The organism is Nonomuraea sp. MG754425 (assembly GCF_021699195.1).
In the GTDB taxonomy this organism is placed as follows: Bacteria; Actinomycetota; Actinomycetes; order Streptosporangiales; family Streptosporangiaceae; genus Nonomuraea.
Genome location: NZ_SSXE01000004.1, coordinates 88,970 through 103,580 on the forward strand (window position 1 = coordinate 88,970; position 14,611 = coordinate 103,580).

14 protein-coding genes are annotated in these 14,611 nt (G+C 72.9%); 6 read left to right on the forward strand and 8 right to left on the reverse strand.

Annotation, left to right across the window (positions count from 1 at the left end; genetic code table 11):
• Positions 1-18: 18 nt before the first annotated feature.
• Positions 19-999: an Lrp/AsnC family transcriptional regulator gene (locus tag FAF44_RS02480; RefSeq protein ID WP_237101316.1), complete on the reverse strand. Its 981-nt coding sequence runs from the start codon at positions 997-999 to the stop codon at positions 19-21.
• An 84-nt stretch (positions 1,000-1,083) separates the two neighbouring features.
• On the opposite strand from FAF44_RS02480, the gene FAF44_RS02485 reads away from it, so the two are divergent.
• Positions 1,084-2,454, forward strand: coding sequence for a DHA2 family efflux MFS transporter permease subunit (locus FAF44_RS02485; protein WP_237101317.1), 1,371 nt, complete (start codon positions 1,084-1,086; stop codon positions 2,452-2,454).
• An 18-nt stretch (positions 2,455-2,472) separates the two neighbouring features.
• On the opposite strand, the gene FAF44_RS02490 is transcribed toward FAF44_RS02485, so the two are convergent.
• The 3 genes from FAF44_RS02490 to FAF44_RS02500 all read right to left on the reverse strand — a co-directional run bounded on the left by FAF44_RS02490 (position 2,473) and on the right by FAF44_RS02500 (position 6,985).
• A complete protein-coding gene (locus FAF44_RS02490) occupies positions 2,473-3,885 on the reverse strand; it encodes a WGR domain-containing protein (RefSeq protein WP_237101318.1) in 1,413 nt (470 codons plus the stop codon).
• A 72-nt stretch (positions 3,886-3,957) separates the two neighbouring features.
• The gene (locus tag FAF44_RS02495; protein ID WP_237101319.1) at positions 3,958-4,425 is read right to left on the reverse strand and encodes an ATP-binding protein; all 468 of its coding nucleotides are present in this window, start codon (positions 4,423-4,425) and stop codon (positions 3,958-3,960) included.
• Positions 4,426-4,675: 250 nt separating this feature from the next.
• Entirely contained in the window at positions 4,676-6,985 is a 2,310-nt protein-coding gene (locus FAF44_RS02500) for a xanthine dehydrogenase family protein molybdopterin-binding subunit (RefSeq protein WP_237101320.1), read from the reverse strand.
• 75 nt (positions 6,986-7,060) lie between these two features.
• Between FAF44_RS02500 and FAF44_RS02505 the strand changes: the two genes are divergently transcribed.
• Entirely contained in the window at positions 7,061-7,531 is a 471-nt protein-coding gene (locus FAF44_RS02505) for an MSMEG_6728 family protein (RefSeq protein WP_237101321.1), read from the forward strand.
• A 6-nt stretch (positions 7,532-7,537) separates the two neighbouring features.
• Here FAF44_RS02505 and FAF44_RS02510 read toward each other — a convergent pair whose 3' ends face one another.
• Together FAF44_RS02510 and FAF44_RS02515 are read right to left on the reverse strand one after the other, a co-directional pair.
• Entirely contained in the window at positions 7,538-8,998 is a 1,461-nt protein-coding gene (locus tag FAF44_RS02510; protein ID WP_237101322.1) for a multicopper oxidase family protein, read from the reverse strand.
• Complete coding sequence (locus FAF44_RS02515) at positions 8,995-9,390, reverse strand: hypothetical protein (RefSeq protein ID WP_237101323.1); 396 nt, start codon at positions 9,388-9,390, stop codon at positions 8,995-8,997. Before FAF44_RS02515 ends, FAF44_RS02510 begins: the two co-directional genes overlap by 4 nt.
• 195 nt (positions 9,391-9,585) lie before the next feature.
• On the opposite strand from FAF44_RS02515, the gene FAF44_RS02520 reads away from it, so the two are divergent.
• From FAF44_RS02520 to FAF44_RS02530, 3 genes are all read left to right on the forward strand, one after another.
• Positions 9,586-10,821, forward strand: coding sequence for a sensor histidine kinase (locus tag FAF44_RS02520; RefSeq protein WP_237101324.1), 1,236 nt, complete (start codon positions 9,586-9,588; stop codon positions 10,819-10,821).
• Entirely contained in the window at positions 10,818-11,486 is a 669-nt protein-coding gene (locus tag FAF44_RS02525) for a response regulator transcription factor (protein WP_237101325.1), read from the forward strand. The genes FAF44_RS02520 and FAF44_RS02525 overlap by 4 nt, the downstream gene beginning before the upstream one ends.
• Positions 11,487-11,633: 147 nt before the next feature.
• The gene (locus FAF44_RS02530; protein WP_237101326.1) at positions 11,634-13,037 is read left to right on the forward strand and encodes an LCP family protein; all 1,404 of its coding nucleotides are present in this window, start codon (positions 11,634-11,636) and stop codon (positions 13,035-13,037) included.
• 22 nt (positions 13,038-13,059) lie between these two features.
• Here FAF44_RS02530 and FAF44_RS02535 read toward each other — a convergent pair whose 3' ends face one another.
• Together FAF44_RS02535 and FAF44_RS54380 are read right to left on the reverse strand one after the other, a co-directional pair.
• Entirely contained in the window at positions 13,060-13,626 is a 567-nt protein-coding gene (locus FAF44_RS02535; protein ID WP_237101327.1) for an NADPH-dependent F420 reductase, read from the reverse strand.
• Positions 13,627-13,997: 371 nt separating this feature from the next.
• The gene (locus tag FAF44_RS54380; RefSeq protein ID WP_272893972.1) at positions 13,998-14,168 is read right to left on the reverse strand and encodes a DUF3073 domain-containing protein; all 171 of its coding nucleotides are present in this window, start codon (positions 14,166-14,168) and stop codon (positions 13,998-14,000) included.
• 86 nt (positions 14,169-14,254) lie between these two features.
• Here FAF44_RS54380 and FAF44_RS02545 point away from each other — a divergent pair, with 86 nt between their 5' ends.
• Positions 14,255-14,587 (forward strand): helix-turn-helix transcriptional regulator, encoded by a 333-nt coding sequence (locus FAF44_RS02545; protein ID WP_237101328.1) that lies wholly within the window; start codon positions 14,255-14,257, stop codon positions 14,585-14,587.
• Positions 14,588-14,611 lie beyond the last annotated feature (24 nt).

The window sequence follows — 14,611 nt, forward strand, 5'->3', positions numbered from 1 at the left end:
GTAGGGCCAGCCCCACCGTCACAAGGGCAGCACGGCCCCCGCCCGCTTGATCGTCCTGATGATCGGGGCGGTCTCGATGTGCCGGATCGCGGGCAGCGCGCCCAGGCGGTCGGTCAGGTAGCGGTAGAGCGCGGCGTCGTCCCGGCAGACGATGCTGGCCGTCAGGTTGGTCGGGCCGGTGGTCGCGCCCGCGAACGCCACCTCCTCGTGCCCGGCCAGCGCGCGCCCGGTGGCGTCGAGGTCGGCGGGCGGCACCGACATCCACAGTTGCGCCTCGGCCCGGTATCCGAGCACCGCGGGCAGCACGTCGGTGTCGAAGTAGAGCACGCCGGCCGCGACGAGCTGCTCCATCCGCCGCCGGACCGTCGACTCCGACCAGCCGGTGGCCGCCGCCAGGGCGGCGTGGCCGGCGCGGCCGTCGCGGGACAGCTCGTCCAGCAGCACCTGGTCGCCGGGGCCGAGCTCGATCCGCGCGCCCTCGTCGCGCGGCGGGTGGAGCCGGCTCTGCTCCAGGTGGGCGACCTGGCCGGGGGTGAGCACGGCCAGCCCCGGCCAGCCGACGCGCCCGCCGACGAACGCGCTCAGCGTCCGGTGCGCCGTCACCGAGAGCACGCGGTCGGTCCTGGCCAGCTTGTTCAGCAGCAGCGACTCGCGCTCGCGGGCCGTGCGCTGGAGCGTGCCGGCGGAGATCTCGGTGCCGCCGGACAGCAGGTGCACCCAGAACGTGTCGGTGCGCCGCCCGAGCGCCTCGGCGATCGCCACCGCCGCGTCCGGCGTGCAGCGCAGCCTGATCGCCCACGACTCGTAGCCGAGCCGCCGCCCGTCCACGACGCCGACGACCCGGAGCATGCCGGTGGAGCGCAGCCGCCGGTAGCGGCGCGCCACCCGCTGGTCCGACACCCCGAGCACCTCGGCGACGCGGCTGAACGAGGCCCGCCCGTCCACCTGCAGCGCGTGCATCACGCCGCGATCGACGTCATCCAGGTCGATGATTTCCACCAGAAGAAGGTATCTGAAACGGAAAACCGGCAAAAATCCCGCTACAGGTAGCGGATAACCCCCGCCGGCCGCACCGTTGTCGCCATGACCCGAACCTCCGCACCCGGGACGGCGACCGTCTCCTGGTCTCCCCTGGTGGCCGCCTGCATGGGCGCTTTCATGCTCCTGGTGGACGTGACCATCGTCATGGTCGCCCTGCCCGGCATCACGGCCGACCTGAACCTGTCCTTCACCGACGCCCAGTGGCTGCTGGACGGCTACGCGCTCGCCCTGGCCGCCCTCCTGCTGGCAGCCGGGTCGTACGCCGACCACGCGGGCCGGCGCAGGGTCTACCTGGCGGCGCTGGCGCTCTTCGCCCTCGCCTCGCTCGCCTGCGGGCTGGCGCCCAGCGCCGAACTGCTGCTGGCCGCCCGAGTCGTGCAGGGCACCGCCGCCGCGGCCATGATGGCGACCACCCTCGCCCTGATCAGCGCCACCTACCACGGCAGGCAGCGCGGCATCGCGTTCGGCGTGTGGGGCGGCGTGAACGGCGCCGCCGCGGCCATCGCGCCCGTGCTCGGCGGCCTGCTCACCGAGCACCTGCACTGGCGGGCCATCTTCCTGGTGAACCTGCCCATCACCCTGGTCGCCGCCTGGCTGACCCTGCGCAGCGTCGAGGAGTCGCGCCTGCCCGGCGGGGCCCGGCTCGACCGGTCGGGCATGGTCACGTTCACGCTGGCCGCGGGCGCGCTCACGTACGGGCTGATCGAGGCCGGCGAGCACGGCTGGGCGGCGGCGCGCACGCTGGGCCCGCTGGGCGTGGCGGTGGCGGCGTTCGCGGCCTTCCTGGTGATCGAGTCCCGCCACCCGAACCCCATGCTGGACCTGCGGCTGTTCGCCGGACGCTCGTTCAGCGGGATCATGGCCGGGGCCGCGCTGCTCATGCCGGCCGCCTTCGCCTGCCTGGCCTTCACCTCGCTCTGGTTGCAGCAGGACCTGCGGCTCGGCCCGGTGATGGCGGGGCTGGCGCTGTCGCCGATGGCCGCCACCTCCCTGCTGGTCTCCGTGGCGGTGTCCAGGCTGCTGCCGGGGCTGTCGCCGCGCACGGCGCTCGGCGGCGGGCTGCTGCTGGTCGGCGCGGGCGCGTTCCTGCAGGGCCTGCTCGGCGAGCACTCGGACTGGACGGCGCTCGCGCCCGGCCTGGTCGTCACCGGCGTGGGCGTGGGCCTGGCCGTTCCCGCGCTCAGCTCCGCCGCGATGGCGTACGCTCCGCCGCAGCGCGCGGGCATGGCCGCGGGCACGGTGAACACGGTCCGGCAACTCGGGTACGCGCTCGCCATCGCCCTGCTCGGCCTGCTCTACCGCGGTGGCGAGGGGTATGTCGCGCTCAACGACGTCTACCGGGCCAGTGCGGTCACCGGCGTGGTGGCGGGCCTGCTGGTGCTGGCGGCCGTCACGGCCGGAAAGGCCAGGTGAGCCGGGCCCCGCGGATCGTCAGAGGAGACGGCGGATCTCCCCGTACGCCCGGTAGAAGCCGCCCCGCCCGGCCGGGCGCACCCCGTCCACCAGGTAGCGGGCGCCCGCCTCGCGCACGTCCTTGGGGAACTGCACGTTCCACGTCTCGTAGCCGGGGCTGACCACGCGCACCCGCAGCCGCTCGCCCTCGCTGACGCACTCCACCACGATGCCGTCGCCGGGCTCGCTGGCCGTCTCCAGCACGATCGAGGGCTCGACCGCCTCCAGCGAGGCCGCCGCCTTGACGTCCAGCGCCTGCGGCACGCTGCCGGAGCGGGCCGCGGTGATGGCCGCCTCGCCGGCGTCGATGCAGGCCAGCGAGCCGTCGGTGGTGACGATGTAGAGCCGGTCGTCCAGGAACTGCATGGAGAAGGCCGAGCCGCAGCCGGTGGCGAGCTTCCACAGCCGCTCGCCCGAGGCGTCGAAGCAGTAGACGGAGGAGTGGTTGTCACCGGCGAAGACGTGCTGGCCGCCGGGCGAGGTGGCGCAGGAGTAGACGACCCCGTCGCACTGGTAGACGGCCTCGACGCGGCCGTCGGCCTTGGCCAGCCGGTGCACGGTGCGGCGGCCGGTGCCCGCGTAGACGGAGTGCTCCTCCTGCCAGCCGAACAGCACGGAGTCGGCGGCCTTGCTCTCCCAGATCCGCGAGCCGTCGGAGACGTCGTAACGGGCGACGCCGCCGGAGTGGCCGAAGTAGACCGAGTCCTGGTCGCACCTGACCATCCACGCCGAGTCGCCGCTGCCGTCGCGGGCCCACTGGAACTCGTCCTCGTAGTCGATGGCGGTGACGCGCCCGGCCCGGTCGGAGACGCCGAGCACGCCGTCGTGGATGTCGAGCCAGTAGATGTCCACGTCGGCCGAGATCTCGTACGCCGATCTCGGGACCTTGCCGCTCAGGTCGTAGACGCGGCCGTCGTCGCAGCCGGCGTAGATCCAGAAGTCGTCGGCGACGATGCACTTGACGCCGTCGGGCAGGCGGAAGCGGCCGGTCACGGTGCCGGAGTGGCCGACGGTGTAGACGTCGCCGCGCTGATTGCCGACCCAGCAGCGCTCGCGGTCGATGAAGATGCCGAAGGCCGGGGCCCCGCTGTGGAAACGCCACAACACCGGCGCCTGCTGGGCGGTGGAGCGGGAGCTCGCGATGGCCCTGCGGGTGACGGCCCGGCGCAGGCGCACACCGCGCACGGCGGGGGCGTAGCCCTTGCGGGTCTTCTCGGCGACCTTCTTGGCCGCCGCCGCCCGCGCCTTGGCCTCGGTGGGGAACGCGGACACCTTGACCTGGCCCGGCTCGCCGATGCGCCCGTAGGTGATGGTGACCTCGGCGCCCGCCACGATCACCTCGTAGAACTTGTGGGATCCGCCGCCGTCCTCAGACAGCTCCAAATAGGTCATGTCCGCGCTTCTCCAGATCGGGCCGGGCTTGATCAATTGCTGGGGAGCGTAGAGGACGACGGTGACAAAAGTTCAGACGCCCGCCCGGATCGGCACCACGCTGCCCGGGGCCCCGGAGCGCGGCAGTGCGAACCAGGTGGCCTTGCCGACCAGGTCGGGGTGCGTGAGGTAGCGCTGGGGGTGGCAGCCGTAGAAGCCGTCGGAGAGCCTGGCCACGATGCGCAGGCCGCGTCCGTGCTCGGCCGCGAGGTCGTGGGGCGCGGGGGCGGGAAGCAGCGGGCTGCTGTCCACGACCGCGCAGACGAGTTCCTTCGTGTCCGCCTGGACGACGAGTTCGTACGGGCCGTCGCCGTACATGAAGGCATTGGTGATCAATTCGCTCACCATGAGAACGGCGTCGTCAACGAGGTCGGAGGAAAGTGAGAGTTGTGACAATTCCGTGCGAACGAGGGCGCGCGCCTGACCCACTGTCCGTGCGTCCTCGCGCAGCGGCCACACGTTCTGCTGCCGGCTCCGGTGAGTCGATCGCAGCCTGGTCATGGCATCTCTTTCCGGTTCTGAGGGGCAGCGAATACGCGTTTCACTTAACAAGAGGACCTGCCTATGAGTTGACGTACAACGCTGTCGAAACGTGTACGTACGAGAGCGCCCTTCGGGTCGAATTTCGGTGAAATATCATGTCTTTTTTGTCGGCCCTGCCGAAATCCGGATACCGGCGCAGCACAAACCCCGGGACGGTCCGACCCCCTCGATCAGCTCGTCCCACCCGCCGGGCCGGCGACCCCCCGCTTCAGGCTCCTCGTTCCCCGGTCGAGGCCCTCGGCGCCCGCAGCAGGGACCACACGACGGCCGGGGTCAGCGGCACGTCCGTGACCCGGTCCGCGATCTCCGGCAGGGCCGCGGCGACCGCGTTGGCGATGGCGGCGGGCGGGCCGATCGTGCCCGACTCCCCCACCCCCTTCATGCCGCCCGGCGTGACCGGCGAGGGCGTCTGCAGCGTCACGATCTCGATGTCCGGCACCTCCCGCGCGGTCGGCGGCAGGTACTCGATGATCGGCTGGCCGTCGTCGGTGTAGACGATCTCCTCGGTGAGCGCCTCGCCGATCCCCTGCGCCACGCCGCCCATGATCTGCCCCTCCACCACGGCCGGGTTGACCAGCACGCCGGAGTCGTTGACCACCCAGTAGCCCTCCACCTCGACCGCGCCGGTCTCCGGATCGACGGCCACGGCCGCCGCGTGCGCCCCGTAGGAGTAGGTGAAGCCGGTCGGGTCGTAACTGTCGCGCTCCTCCAGGCCCGGCGTGACGCCCTCGGGCAGGTCCCAGCCGCGCCACGCCGACGTGGCCAGCTCACTCACCGGCACCGACGCCTGCGGATCGCCCTTCACCCGCACCACGCCGCCGGACAGCTCCAGGTCGCCGGGCGCCGCCTCCAACCGGTGCGCGGCGATGGCCAGCAGCTTGTCACGCAGCCGGCCGGCGGCCCGCGTGAGCGCCCCGCCGCCGACCGTCAGCGACCGGCTCGCGATCGACCCCACCGACGAGTACGGCGTCATCGCCGTGTCCCCCAGCACCACCCGCACCCGCTCGATCGGCACCTGCAACCGGTCGGCCGCGAGCTGGGCCAGCGCCGTCTCGATGCCCTGCCCCATCGCGACCACGCCCGACGACACGACCACCGACCCGTCCTGCTCCATCCGCAGCGCCACCGTCTCGTAGCCGGCCCCCGCCACCCCCATGGCCTTGACCTCCATGGACGGCCCCATGCCGGTGCTCTCGACGTGGCACGAGTACCCCACGGCCCGCCGGCGCCCGTCGTGCGACCCGCCGGGCGGCGGCACCAGGTCACGCAGGGTGCGTAACGCGCGCGGGTAGTCGCCCGAGTCGTACGTCTGCCCCACGGCCGTCGTGCACGGCAGCTCCTCGGGCCGCAACATGTTCCGCAGCCGCAGCTCGACCCGGTCGATCCCGAGCCGGCGCGCGGCCTCGTCGATCAGCCGCTCCCTGGTCAGGGTCGCCTCGGGCTGGCCGAAGCCCCGATAGGAGCCGGCCGGGACGGTCGTCGTCAGCACGCCCCGCACCCGGACCGCGAACGCCCCGAACCGGTACGGGCCCGGCAGCAGCGTGGCCGTGACCGCCAGCGTCGATCCCCCGACGTTCGACGGATGCGCGCCGAGATCCCCGATGACGTCCACGTACATGGCGACGAACCGCCCGTCGCCGTCGAGCGCCAGCCGGGCCCGGTGCACGGCCTGCCGCGCCGACAGCGTGGCGACCAGCCGGTCGCCCGGCGGCTCCGTCCAGCGCACCGGACGGCCCGTCCGCATCGCGGCCAGGCACACGAGCACCTCGTCGGGGTAGACGTGCTCCTTGCCGCCGAACCCGCCGCCGGTGTCGCGGCTGATGACGCGCACCCGGTCGAGGTCCATGCCGAACACCCGCGCCAGGTGCTCGCGCACGCTGTGCGGCGCCTGGGAGGAGATGTGCACGGTCAGCTCGTCCTCGTCGTAGCGGGCCACCACGCCGCGCGGCTCCAGCGGGTACGGCGAGACCCGGCCCATCGAGCACGTCAGCTCGACCACGTGCTCGGCCCCCTCGATGGCGGCCAGGCAGCCGTCGTCGCCCATCGTGAAGTCGGTGACCACGTTGCCGCCCAGCTCCGGGTAGAGCGGCGGGGCCTCGATCGCCCGCTCGGCCCCGATCGTGGCGGGCAGCTCGTCCAGGACGAGGTCGAACAGGTCGGCGGCGTCCCTGGCGGCCTGCGGCGTCCGGGCGACGACGACGGCCAGCGGCTGGCCCGCGTACCTGATGGTGTCGTCCAGCACCCGGTAGGAGGTGATGCGCTGGCCCGGCAGCACCATCACGCAGGGCAGGCTGAGGCCGGCCGCGTCGTCCGGGGTGATGACGTCCACCACGCCCTCGGCGGCCCGGACCGCCTTGGCGTCGCAGCCGGTCAGCCGGCCGTGGGCGATGGGGCTGCGCACCACGTACGCGTGCAGCGAACCCGGCACGCGCACGTTCCCGACGTACCTGCCTCTGCCCGTCAGCAGCCTGGTGTCTTCCCTGCGTGGCGTCCGCGCGCCGACATACGGGTCTCCCATGGCCTGATTCTGAGCGCCGGGTGGCGGACGGTCTATACGATCCGGCGGGGAAGAGCACGTCAGCGGGGGCTACAGATGCAGACATTCCTGCCGTACCCGGATTTCACGGCGACCGCAGGAGTGCTCGACCCGCTGCGGCTCGGCAAGCAGCGCGTCGAGACCCTCCAGGTGCTGCGCGCCCTCACCGTCCCCGGGTACGGCTGGCGGCACCACCCCGTCGTGAAAATGTGGGCCGGCTACGAGGAGGCGCTCGTGCGCTACGGCCTGGAGGTGTGCGGCCGCTGGCGCTCGCTCGGGCGCGCCGACACGTGCGCGGGCACGATGGCGACCGAGCTGGCCCGGCTCAGGGGCACCCCGGAGATCCGCGCGCAGCCCGACCTGGCGGCGGCCGGCGAGCTGCCGCCCTGGCTCGGCGACGAACGCCTCCACCTCAGCCACCGCTCGGCCCTGCTGCGCAAGGACCCCGGCTTCTACCGGCCCATCTTCGGCGACGAGCCGGACGACCTCGACTACGTCTGGCCCCGCTCGGACCGCTTGCCCGGCTAGTGGTCGCTAGACGACCTCGAAGGCGGCCATCATCGCCATGTCCTCGTGTTCGAGGTTGTGGCAGTGCAGCACGTACCGCCCCCGGTAGTCCGTGAAGCGCGTGACGATCTCGACGGTCTGGGCGTCGCGCAACTCGACGGTGTCCTTCCACTCCGGGCCGCCCTGCGGGCGCTCGCCGTTCACCGACAGCACCTGGAACTGGTCGAGATGCAGGTGCACCGGATGGGCCACGTCGCTGGTCAGCCGCCAGACCTCGATGTCCCCCAGCTTCGGTCTGGCCTCCATCCGGCGGGCGTCGAACGGCCTGCCGTTGACCAGCCACCCGGTCCCCCCGTGCAGGCTCCCACCGGCGAACTCGAAGTCCCGGGTCACCGTCGCCCTGGCCGGGTCGAGCGCCTCCACGGCGGACAGCCGCGCCGGCACGGCCGAGTCGTCGGCCTCGTCCCGGTCCACCGCGAACCGCATCACCCTGGCCTGCGGGCCCTCCCCCGCCGCGTTGCGCAGCTCGACGTGCTGCCCGACCTGGTACGCCGAGAAGTCGACGACCACGTCGGCCCGCTCGCCCGGCGCCAGCCTGAGCTGCCGCACGGTCCTGGGCGCCGCCAGCAGCCCGCCGTCGCTCCCGATGCGCACCATCGTCCCGCCGGTGGTCAGCTCGTACGTCCGCGCGTTCGAGGCGTTGCACAGCCGCAGCCGGTACCGTGCCCTGGCCACCCGCAGCTCCGGCCACGGCGCCCCGTTGACGAGGATCACGTCGCCGAGCACACCGCCCATGTACGCCTCCCGCACCCCCGGCCGCCCCTCCAGGGCCGGGTACAGCAGGGTGCCGTCGGCCGCGAACGACCGGTCGCAGATCAGCAGCGGCACGTCCCGGTCCCCGCGCGGGAGCGGCAGGGCCTCCTCCTCCGCGTCCCCGACCAGGAACATCCCGGCGAGCCCGCGCCAGACCTGCGGCCCGGTGTAGTCCATGCGGTGGTCGTGGTACCAGAGCGTGGCGGCCCGCTGCTCCAGCGGGAACACGTACTCACGTGACGCGCCGGGGGCCACCAGGTCGGTCGGGAAGCCGTCGGACTCGGGTGGGGTGTGCCCGCCGTGCAGGTGCAGGACGGTCGGCTCGCCGAGCTGGTTGATCAGCTTGACCACCGTGCGCCGCCCGCTGCGGGCCCTGATGGTGGGGCCGGGGAACGTGCCCCCGTACCCCCAGATGGGCGTGCGCAGGCCGGGCAGCAGCTCGGCCTCCGCCGCCCGTTCGGTCAGCTCGTAGAAGTCCGCCTCGCCGGCGCTGCGGACGGGCTTGGCGACCTCGGGGACCGGCAGCGCCGCCGCGTACGGCCGGGGCAGCGCCGCCGCGCTGGCCAGGAGCTGCGGCTGCGGGGTGCCCGCGAGCAGCGAGCACCCCTGCGCCCCGGCGGCGGCCACCGCCCCGAGCCCGAGCAGCCGCAGCATGTCGCGCCGGGTCGGGGTCATGCCCGTCCCGGCCGCGCCATCACCCGGAAGAGCTGGGCCACACCTCCGCCGAACAGCAGCACCCCGAGCGGCAGGTGAACGACCTTCACATGCATCTCACCGAGGATCGCCGCGACGACCGTGAACAGCAGCAACATCGCCGCGGGCGCGATGAACGACGCGGGCCCGCCGCCCGGCCGCCAGACCAGGATCGCGGCGACCAGGTGGACCAGCCCCACCACGAGGAGGGCCATGGCCGAGGCCGCGTGCAGCGCCCGGCCGCCGGGCGAGGACAGCAGCAGGCCCGCCGTCACCGCCTGGACCAGCAGCGCGACCACGTGCAGCACGACCGCCGCCTTGAGCGTCTGGATCGGCCACGCCACCGGGCGGGCCATGGTCTGGGGAGCGGTCATGATCGGCTCCTGATGAGCATCGTCTTCATGACCCTCATCGTGGGCTCCGGCCCCGCCCGCGGTCATCGTGCGGCGGGCGAATCCCGCCGCTACGTCACAGGACGCAGAAACGAGCGGCGTACTACGCCGGGAGTAGTACCGGCCTGCGCCCGGGTGCCGACGACCGCCGCCGGAGTCGCCGTCTAATGTGCGGGAATGAGCTCTGCGCACGGATGGCGGCCCCTCGCCCAGGACGTCGCCCTGGCCGCCGTGGTGGCCGCCATGCTCTCGATCAACGTGTTCGCCACCCCCGCCGCCGGAGCCCTGGACCTGGCCGCGGTCCTCGCCGGCTCGGCCGCGCTCGTGGCCTGGCGGCGCGCGCCCCTGGTGGCGCTGGCGATCAGCACGGTCTGCATGCTCGTGTACGCCGGGCACGCCCAGCCCGGCCCGCCGGCCGCCTTCCCCGTGCTGATGTCGGTGTACGCGTCCGTCAGGGCGGGCCATCGCCTGCTCCCGGTGCTGGCCGGCGTGGTGTTCCTCGGTTCGAGCCTGGCGGCCGGCCTGGCCGCGGTGACCGGCTCCGGGCAGGACCGGCAGTTGGTCCAGAACACCTCGCTGCTGCTCGGCTGGTTCGTGGCCGCCGGCGTGGCGGCGACCGTGAGCCTGCACCGGCAGGCGTACCTGGAGCAGGCCGAGCAGCGCGCCGCAGAGGCGGAGCGCACCCGCGAGGAGGTGGCCCGCCGCCGCGCCGGCGAGGAGCGGCTGCGCATCGCCAGGGAGCTGCACGACTCGCTCACCCACAGCATCTCGGTCATCAAGGTGCAGGCCGGGGTGGCGGTGCACCTGGCGCGCAAGCGGGGCGAGGAGGTGCCGGCGGCGCTGCTGGCGATCCAGGAGGCCGGCGGCGACGCCATGCGCGAGCTGCGCGCCACGCTGGAGGTGCTGCGCGACCCCGGCGACCCCGGCGGTGCCCCCAAGGACGGCGACCCGGACAACGACACTGACGGCGACCCGGACACGGCCAGCGGCCTCGACCGGCTCGGCGACCTGGTGAACCGGGCCCGCTCCACCGGCCTGCCCGCCACGGTGACCGTCTCGGGCGAGCGCCGGCGGTTGCCCGGCGAGGTGGACCGCGCGGCGTACCGGATCGTGCAGGAGGCCCTCACCAACGTCTCCAGGCACGCGGGCGGGGCCGCCGCCTCGGTACGCGTCGACTACGGCGGCGCGGAGCTGGTCGTGCAGGTGGACGACGACGGGACGGCCCGGACGGAGCGGCCGCCCGTACCGGGCGTGGGCCTGCTCGGCATGCGCGAGCGCGTCACGGCCCTCGGCGGCCGGCTGCGTGCCGGGCCGCGCGCCGAGGGCGGCTTCACCGTCCGCGCGGAACTCCCCCTCCGGGAGCACCCACCCTCGTCGGCGACGATCCCCGAGCCGTCAGGAGACCCCCGATGATCCGCGTCCTGCTGGTGGACGACCAGGCGCTCATCCGCGGCGGCTTCCGCGCCCTCCTGGAGGCCGAGGACGACATCGAGGTGGTGGCCGAGGCCGCGGACGGCGAGCGGGCCCTCGCCCTCGCCCTCGAACACCTGCCCGACGTGGCGCTCATCGACGTCCAGATGCCGGTGATGGACGGCATCGAGGCGACCAGGCGCATCGCCGCCGACGAGCGGCTGAGCGACGTCCACGTGGTGATCCTGACCAACTACGGCCTCGACGAGTACGTCTTCGACGCGCTCAGGGCGGGCGCGGGCGGCTTCCTGGTCAAGGACACCGAGCCCGAGGACCTGCTGCAGGGCGTCAGGGTGGCGGCCCGCGGCGACGCGCTGCTGTCGCCCGCGATCACCCGCCGCCTGATCGGCGAGTACGTGGCCCGCCGCCCCGAGCCCGAGCCCGCCGGCCTGGACGTGCTCACCAACCGCGAGCGCGAGGTGACCGCGCTGGTGGCCCGCGGCCTGTCCAACGACGAGATCGCCGCCCACATGGTGATCAGCCCGATGACCGCGAAGACCCACGTGAGCAGGGCGATGACCAAGCTGCGCGCCCGTGACCGGGCCCAGCTCGTGGTCCTCGCCTACGAGTCGGGGCTGGTCGTCCCACGGGGCGGCCGGCCGCGCTGACCGGGCGCGTCCCGTGGAACGTGCCCGACTCAGGCCACGGCCACGGCCCCGACTCGCTACACTCTGGCACCAACAACGGCCGAGATCTGTACGGCGAGGCTCTTGGCCCTGGGCGCCGGCCCGCGGCCCCGTCCCTGTTGGAGTCACGTGAGCAGCGGGCTTGTCGATGCGCCGCAAACCGAGCCGGGCACGCCGCCGAGGCGGCCACGCCGCTGGCTGCGCTGGGTGGTCGCGGCCACGGTCACCGTGGTCCTGCTCGTCGCGGGTGTGGCCGTGGGCGTGTACGCGCGCCTGACCGGCAACATCGAGCACGAGAACGTCACCGCCGAGGACCTCGGCGCCACCCGGCCGCCCAAGGTCGCCGGCACCGCGATGAACGTCCTGATCGTCGGCTCCGACCAGCGCGACGGCAAGAACGCGCGGTACGGCAAGAACGCGGGCGAGCGCACCGACACGATCATGCTGGCCCACCTGTCGTCCGAGCGCGACAACGCGATGGTCATCAGCTTCCCGCGCGACTCGCTGGTCGCGCTGCCCCCCTGCCGCGCCACCAAGGCCCTGCCCGGCCAGCAGGCGCACGTCGGCATGATCAACGAGTCGTTCAACTCCGGCGGCATCGCCTGCACCTGGAAGACGATCGAGACGCTCACCGGCATCCGCATCGACCACTTCGTCAAGATGGACTTCACCGGCTTCAAGGGCATCGTGAACGCCGTCGGCGGCGTCGAGGTCTGCCTGCCCGAGGCGATCAACGACAAGAAGGCGCTGCTGCGCCTGCCCGCCGGGCGGCAGACGCTCAACGGCGAGCAGGCGCTCGGCTACGTCCGCGCCCGCTACAGCTTCGGCGACGGCTCCGACATCGGCCGCATCCAGCGCCAGCAGATGTTCATCGCCTCGATGGTGAAGAAGGTGACGAGCGGCGAGACGCTCACCGACCCCGCCCGGCTGCTCGCCACCCTCGACGCCGCCACCCAGGCGATCACCACCGACCAGGGCCTGAACACCGGCGTCATGCGGGATCTGGCGAGCGGGCTGCAGGGCATCGACATCGGCAAGATCCGCTTCATCACCACGCCGTGGCACTACTCCCTCACCCAGCCGGGCCGGGTGGAGTGGGTGGAGCCGCAGGCCAAGCGGCTGTTCCAGATCGTGGCCAGAGACCAGCGGGTGGACGGCGTCAAGGGCGGCCAGGCCAAGGTGTCCCGCACGAAGATCGAGGTCGAGCTGCGCAACGGCACCTGGCGTACCGGCCTGGCCACCGAGGTCGCGGCCTTCCTCGAACAGCGCGGCTACCACATCGCCAAGATCGGCGACATGAAGCGCAAGCCGCAGGCCAAGACCGCGATCTTCTACGGGCCGAACGCCGAGACCCGGGTGCCCACGCTCGCCAAGGACGTGCTGCAGGCCACGACGCGGCAGGTGGCGGGCGCTCGGACGAACCGGCTGATCCTGGTGCTCGGCGACGACTGGAAGGGCCTCAAGCCGCTGCGCACCGACGACACGGAGGCGATGAAGGGCTTCGACGCCACCCACGACTCCTGCGCCGCCTGACACCCGCCGGCCAGGAGAGCGCTCACAGCGCCTCGGAGAGCCCGCCTCCGTCGATGGCGGTGAACCCGGCGTCCTCGATGAGCGGCAGCACGGCCTTCTTGGCCTCGTCGTCGTCGCCCCAGTAGGGCATGTCGGCCCGCGCGCCGCCGCGCTGCCCGGCGGTGCCGAGCTCCAGCAGCTCGTTGGGGTACTTGGTGTTGAACGTGCGCACGAGGCGCACCTCCGAGCCCAGCACGTGCTGCTGGTACTGCGGGCTGGTCAGCCTGTCGGGGACGGCCACCACCACGGCCGCGCCGTCGCGTTCGGCGATCGGGTTGCTCGGGTCCACGACGATCTTGCCCGCGAGCGTGCCGTCCAGCTCCGCCACCACCACCGGGAACGCCTCCCAGCCCACCGCCAACACCACGACGTCGCCGAACCGCGCGGCCTGGCCGGGTTCGCCGCCCCGCGCCCGGCCCTCGGCGGCGCGGGCGGCGGCGAGCGCGCGGGCAGGGTCGGCGTCGCTGAAGAACACGTCGTGGCCCGCCGCGGCGAACAGCCGGCCGAGCGGCGAGCCCAGCCTTCCGGAACCCACGATTCCTACGCGCATGTCTCGATCTCCTCGTCGTCGGGGGATCTGCCCAGACCTGACGATGACATTCCTGACACCCGCGGACCTTTGCCCCCCGATGGCCACTGGAGGGTGCGCCCGTGGCCGCACGATCGGGGATCGCGGCCGGACGGTACGCCGGCCTGTACACCTCACCCGTACGCCGTGCCCCGCCGCTGCCGCCCGCCCGGCGGGTACCGGACCGATCGCCACCCGGGCCTGGATGCGGCCGGGGGGCGCTGCTCGCGCGTACGCGCCATCGCTCGCGAGACCGAGATGCTGCGCCGCCTGGAACTCACGGCGCCGGGGTCAGGCGCCGGAGGCCGGGCGGCCGGAGAACGCCACCCTCGCCCCCGCGAAGCCGGCCCGCGTCAACGCCCGTGCTCGGGCTCCTGATCGGACGGCACAGGAGGGTGCATCTCCTCGCTCCCCGGGTCGACGCCCAGCTCTTCGCGGAGCCGGTCGTAGTCGATGTTGTGGTTGGCGTACTTCAACTGGCGAGCGACCTTTGTCTGCTTCGCCTTGGCTCTTCCTCGGCCCATGGCAACTCCCTAGTCCCCGCTGTCATGCTATCCGACAACATAGCGACTTGAAGAATTATGCAACTGCACTGGATTACGCTGACAATATGCACGTGGAGGTCTACCAGGCCAAGGCCGACTTCTTCCGAACGCTCGGCCACCCCGCTCGCATCCGAGTGTTGGAGCTACTGCAGGAAGGGCCACTGCCCGTCAGGGATCTACTGGCCCAGATCGACATCGAGGCGTCGAGCCTCTCCCAGCAACTCGCGGTCCTGCGCAGAGCGGGGATCGTGAGCGCGATCCGCGAGGGCAGCACCGTGGTCTACACCCTGGCCACGCCCGAGCTGGCCGACCTGCTGGGCGCCGCCCGGCGCATCCTCACCGACATGCTGGCCGACCAGGGCGAGCTGCTCGCGGAGCTGCGCGCCGAGGTCCCCTGACCCGCTCGATCCCGGCCAGGACGC

Coding starts and splice junctions, on each gene's coding strand:
- FAF44_RS02510 (WP_237101322.1), bottom strand. CDS start 8,998: ATGACCCCGACCCGGCGCGACATGCTGCGGCTGCTCGGGCTCGGGGCG.
- FAF44_RS02535 (WP_237101327.1), bottom strand. CDS start 13,626: ATGCGCGTAGGAATCGTGGGTTCCGGAAGGCTGGGCTCGCCGCTCGGC.
- FAF44_RS02545 (WP_237101328.1), top strand. CDS start 14,255: ATGCACGTGGAGGTCTACCAGGCCAAGGCCGACTTCTTCCGAACGCTC.
- FAF44_RS02495 (WP_237101319.1), bottom strand. CDS start 4,425: ATGACCAGGCTGCGATCGACTCACCGGAGCCGGCAGCAGAACGTGTGG.
- FAF44_RS02505 (WP_237101321.1), top strand. CDS start 7,061: ATGCAGACATTCCTGCCGTACCCGGATTTCACGGCGACCGCAGGAGTG.
- FAF44_RS02500 (WP_237101320.1), bottom strand. CDS start 6,985: ATGGGAGACCCGTATGTCGGCGCGCGGACGCCACGCAGGGAAGACACC.
- FAF44_RS02490 (WP_237101318.1), bottom strand. CDS start 3,885: ATGACCTATTTGGAGCTGTCTGAGGACGGCGGCGGATCCCACAAGTTC.
- FAF44_RS02515 (WP_237101323.1), bottom strand. CDS start 9,390: ATGACCGCTCCCCAGACCATGGCCCGCCCGGTGGCGTGGCCGATCCAG.
- FAF44_RS02485 (WP_237101317.1), top strand. CDS start 1,084: ATGACCCGAACCTCCGCACCCGGGACGGCGACCGTCTCCTGGTCTCCC.
- FAF44_RS54380 (WP_272893972.1), bottom strand. CDS start 14,168: ATGGGCCGAGGAAGAGCCAAGGCGAAGCAGACAAAGGTCGCTCGCCAG.
- FAF44_RS02525 (WP_237101325.1), top strand. CDS start 10,818: ATGATCCGCGTCCTGCTGGTGGACGACCAGGCGCTCATCCGCGGCGGC.
- FAF44_RS02520 (WP_237101324.1), top strand. CDS start 9,586: ATGAGCTCTGCGCACGGATGGCGGCCCCTCGCCCAGGACGTCGCCCTG.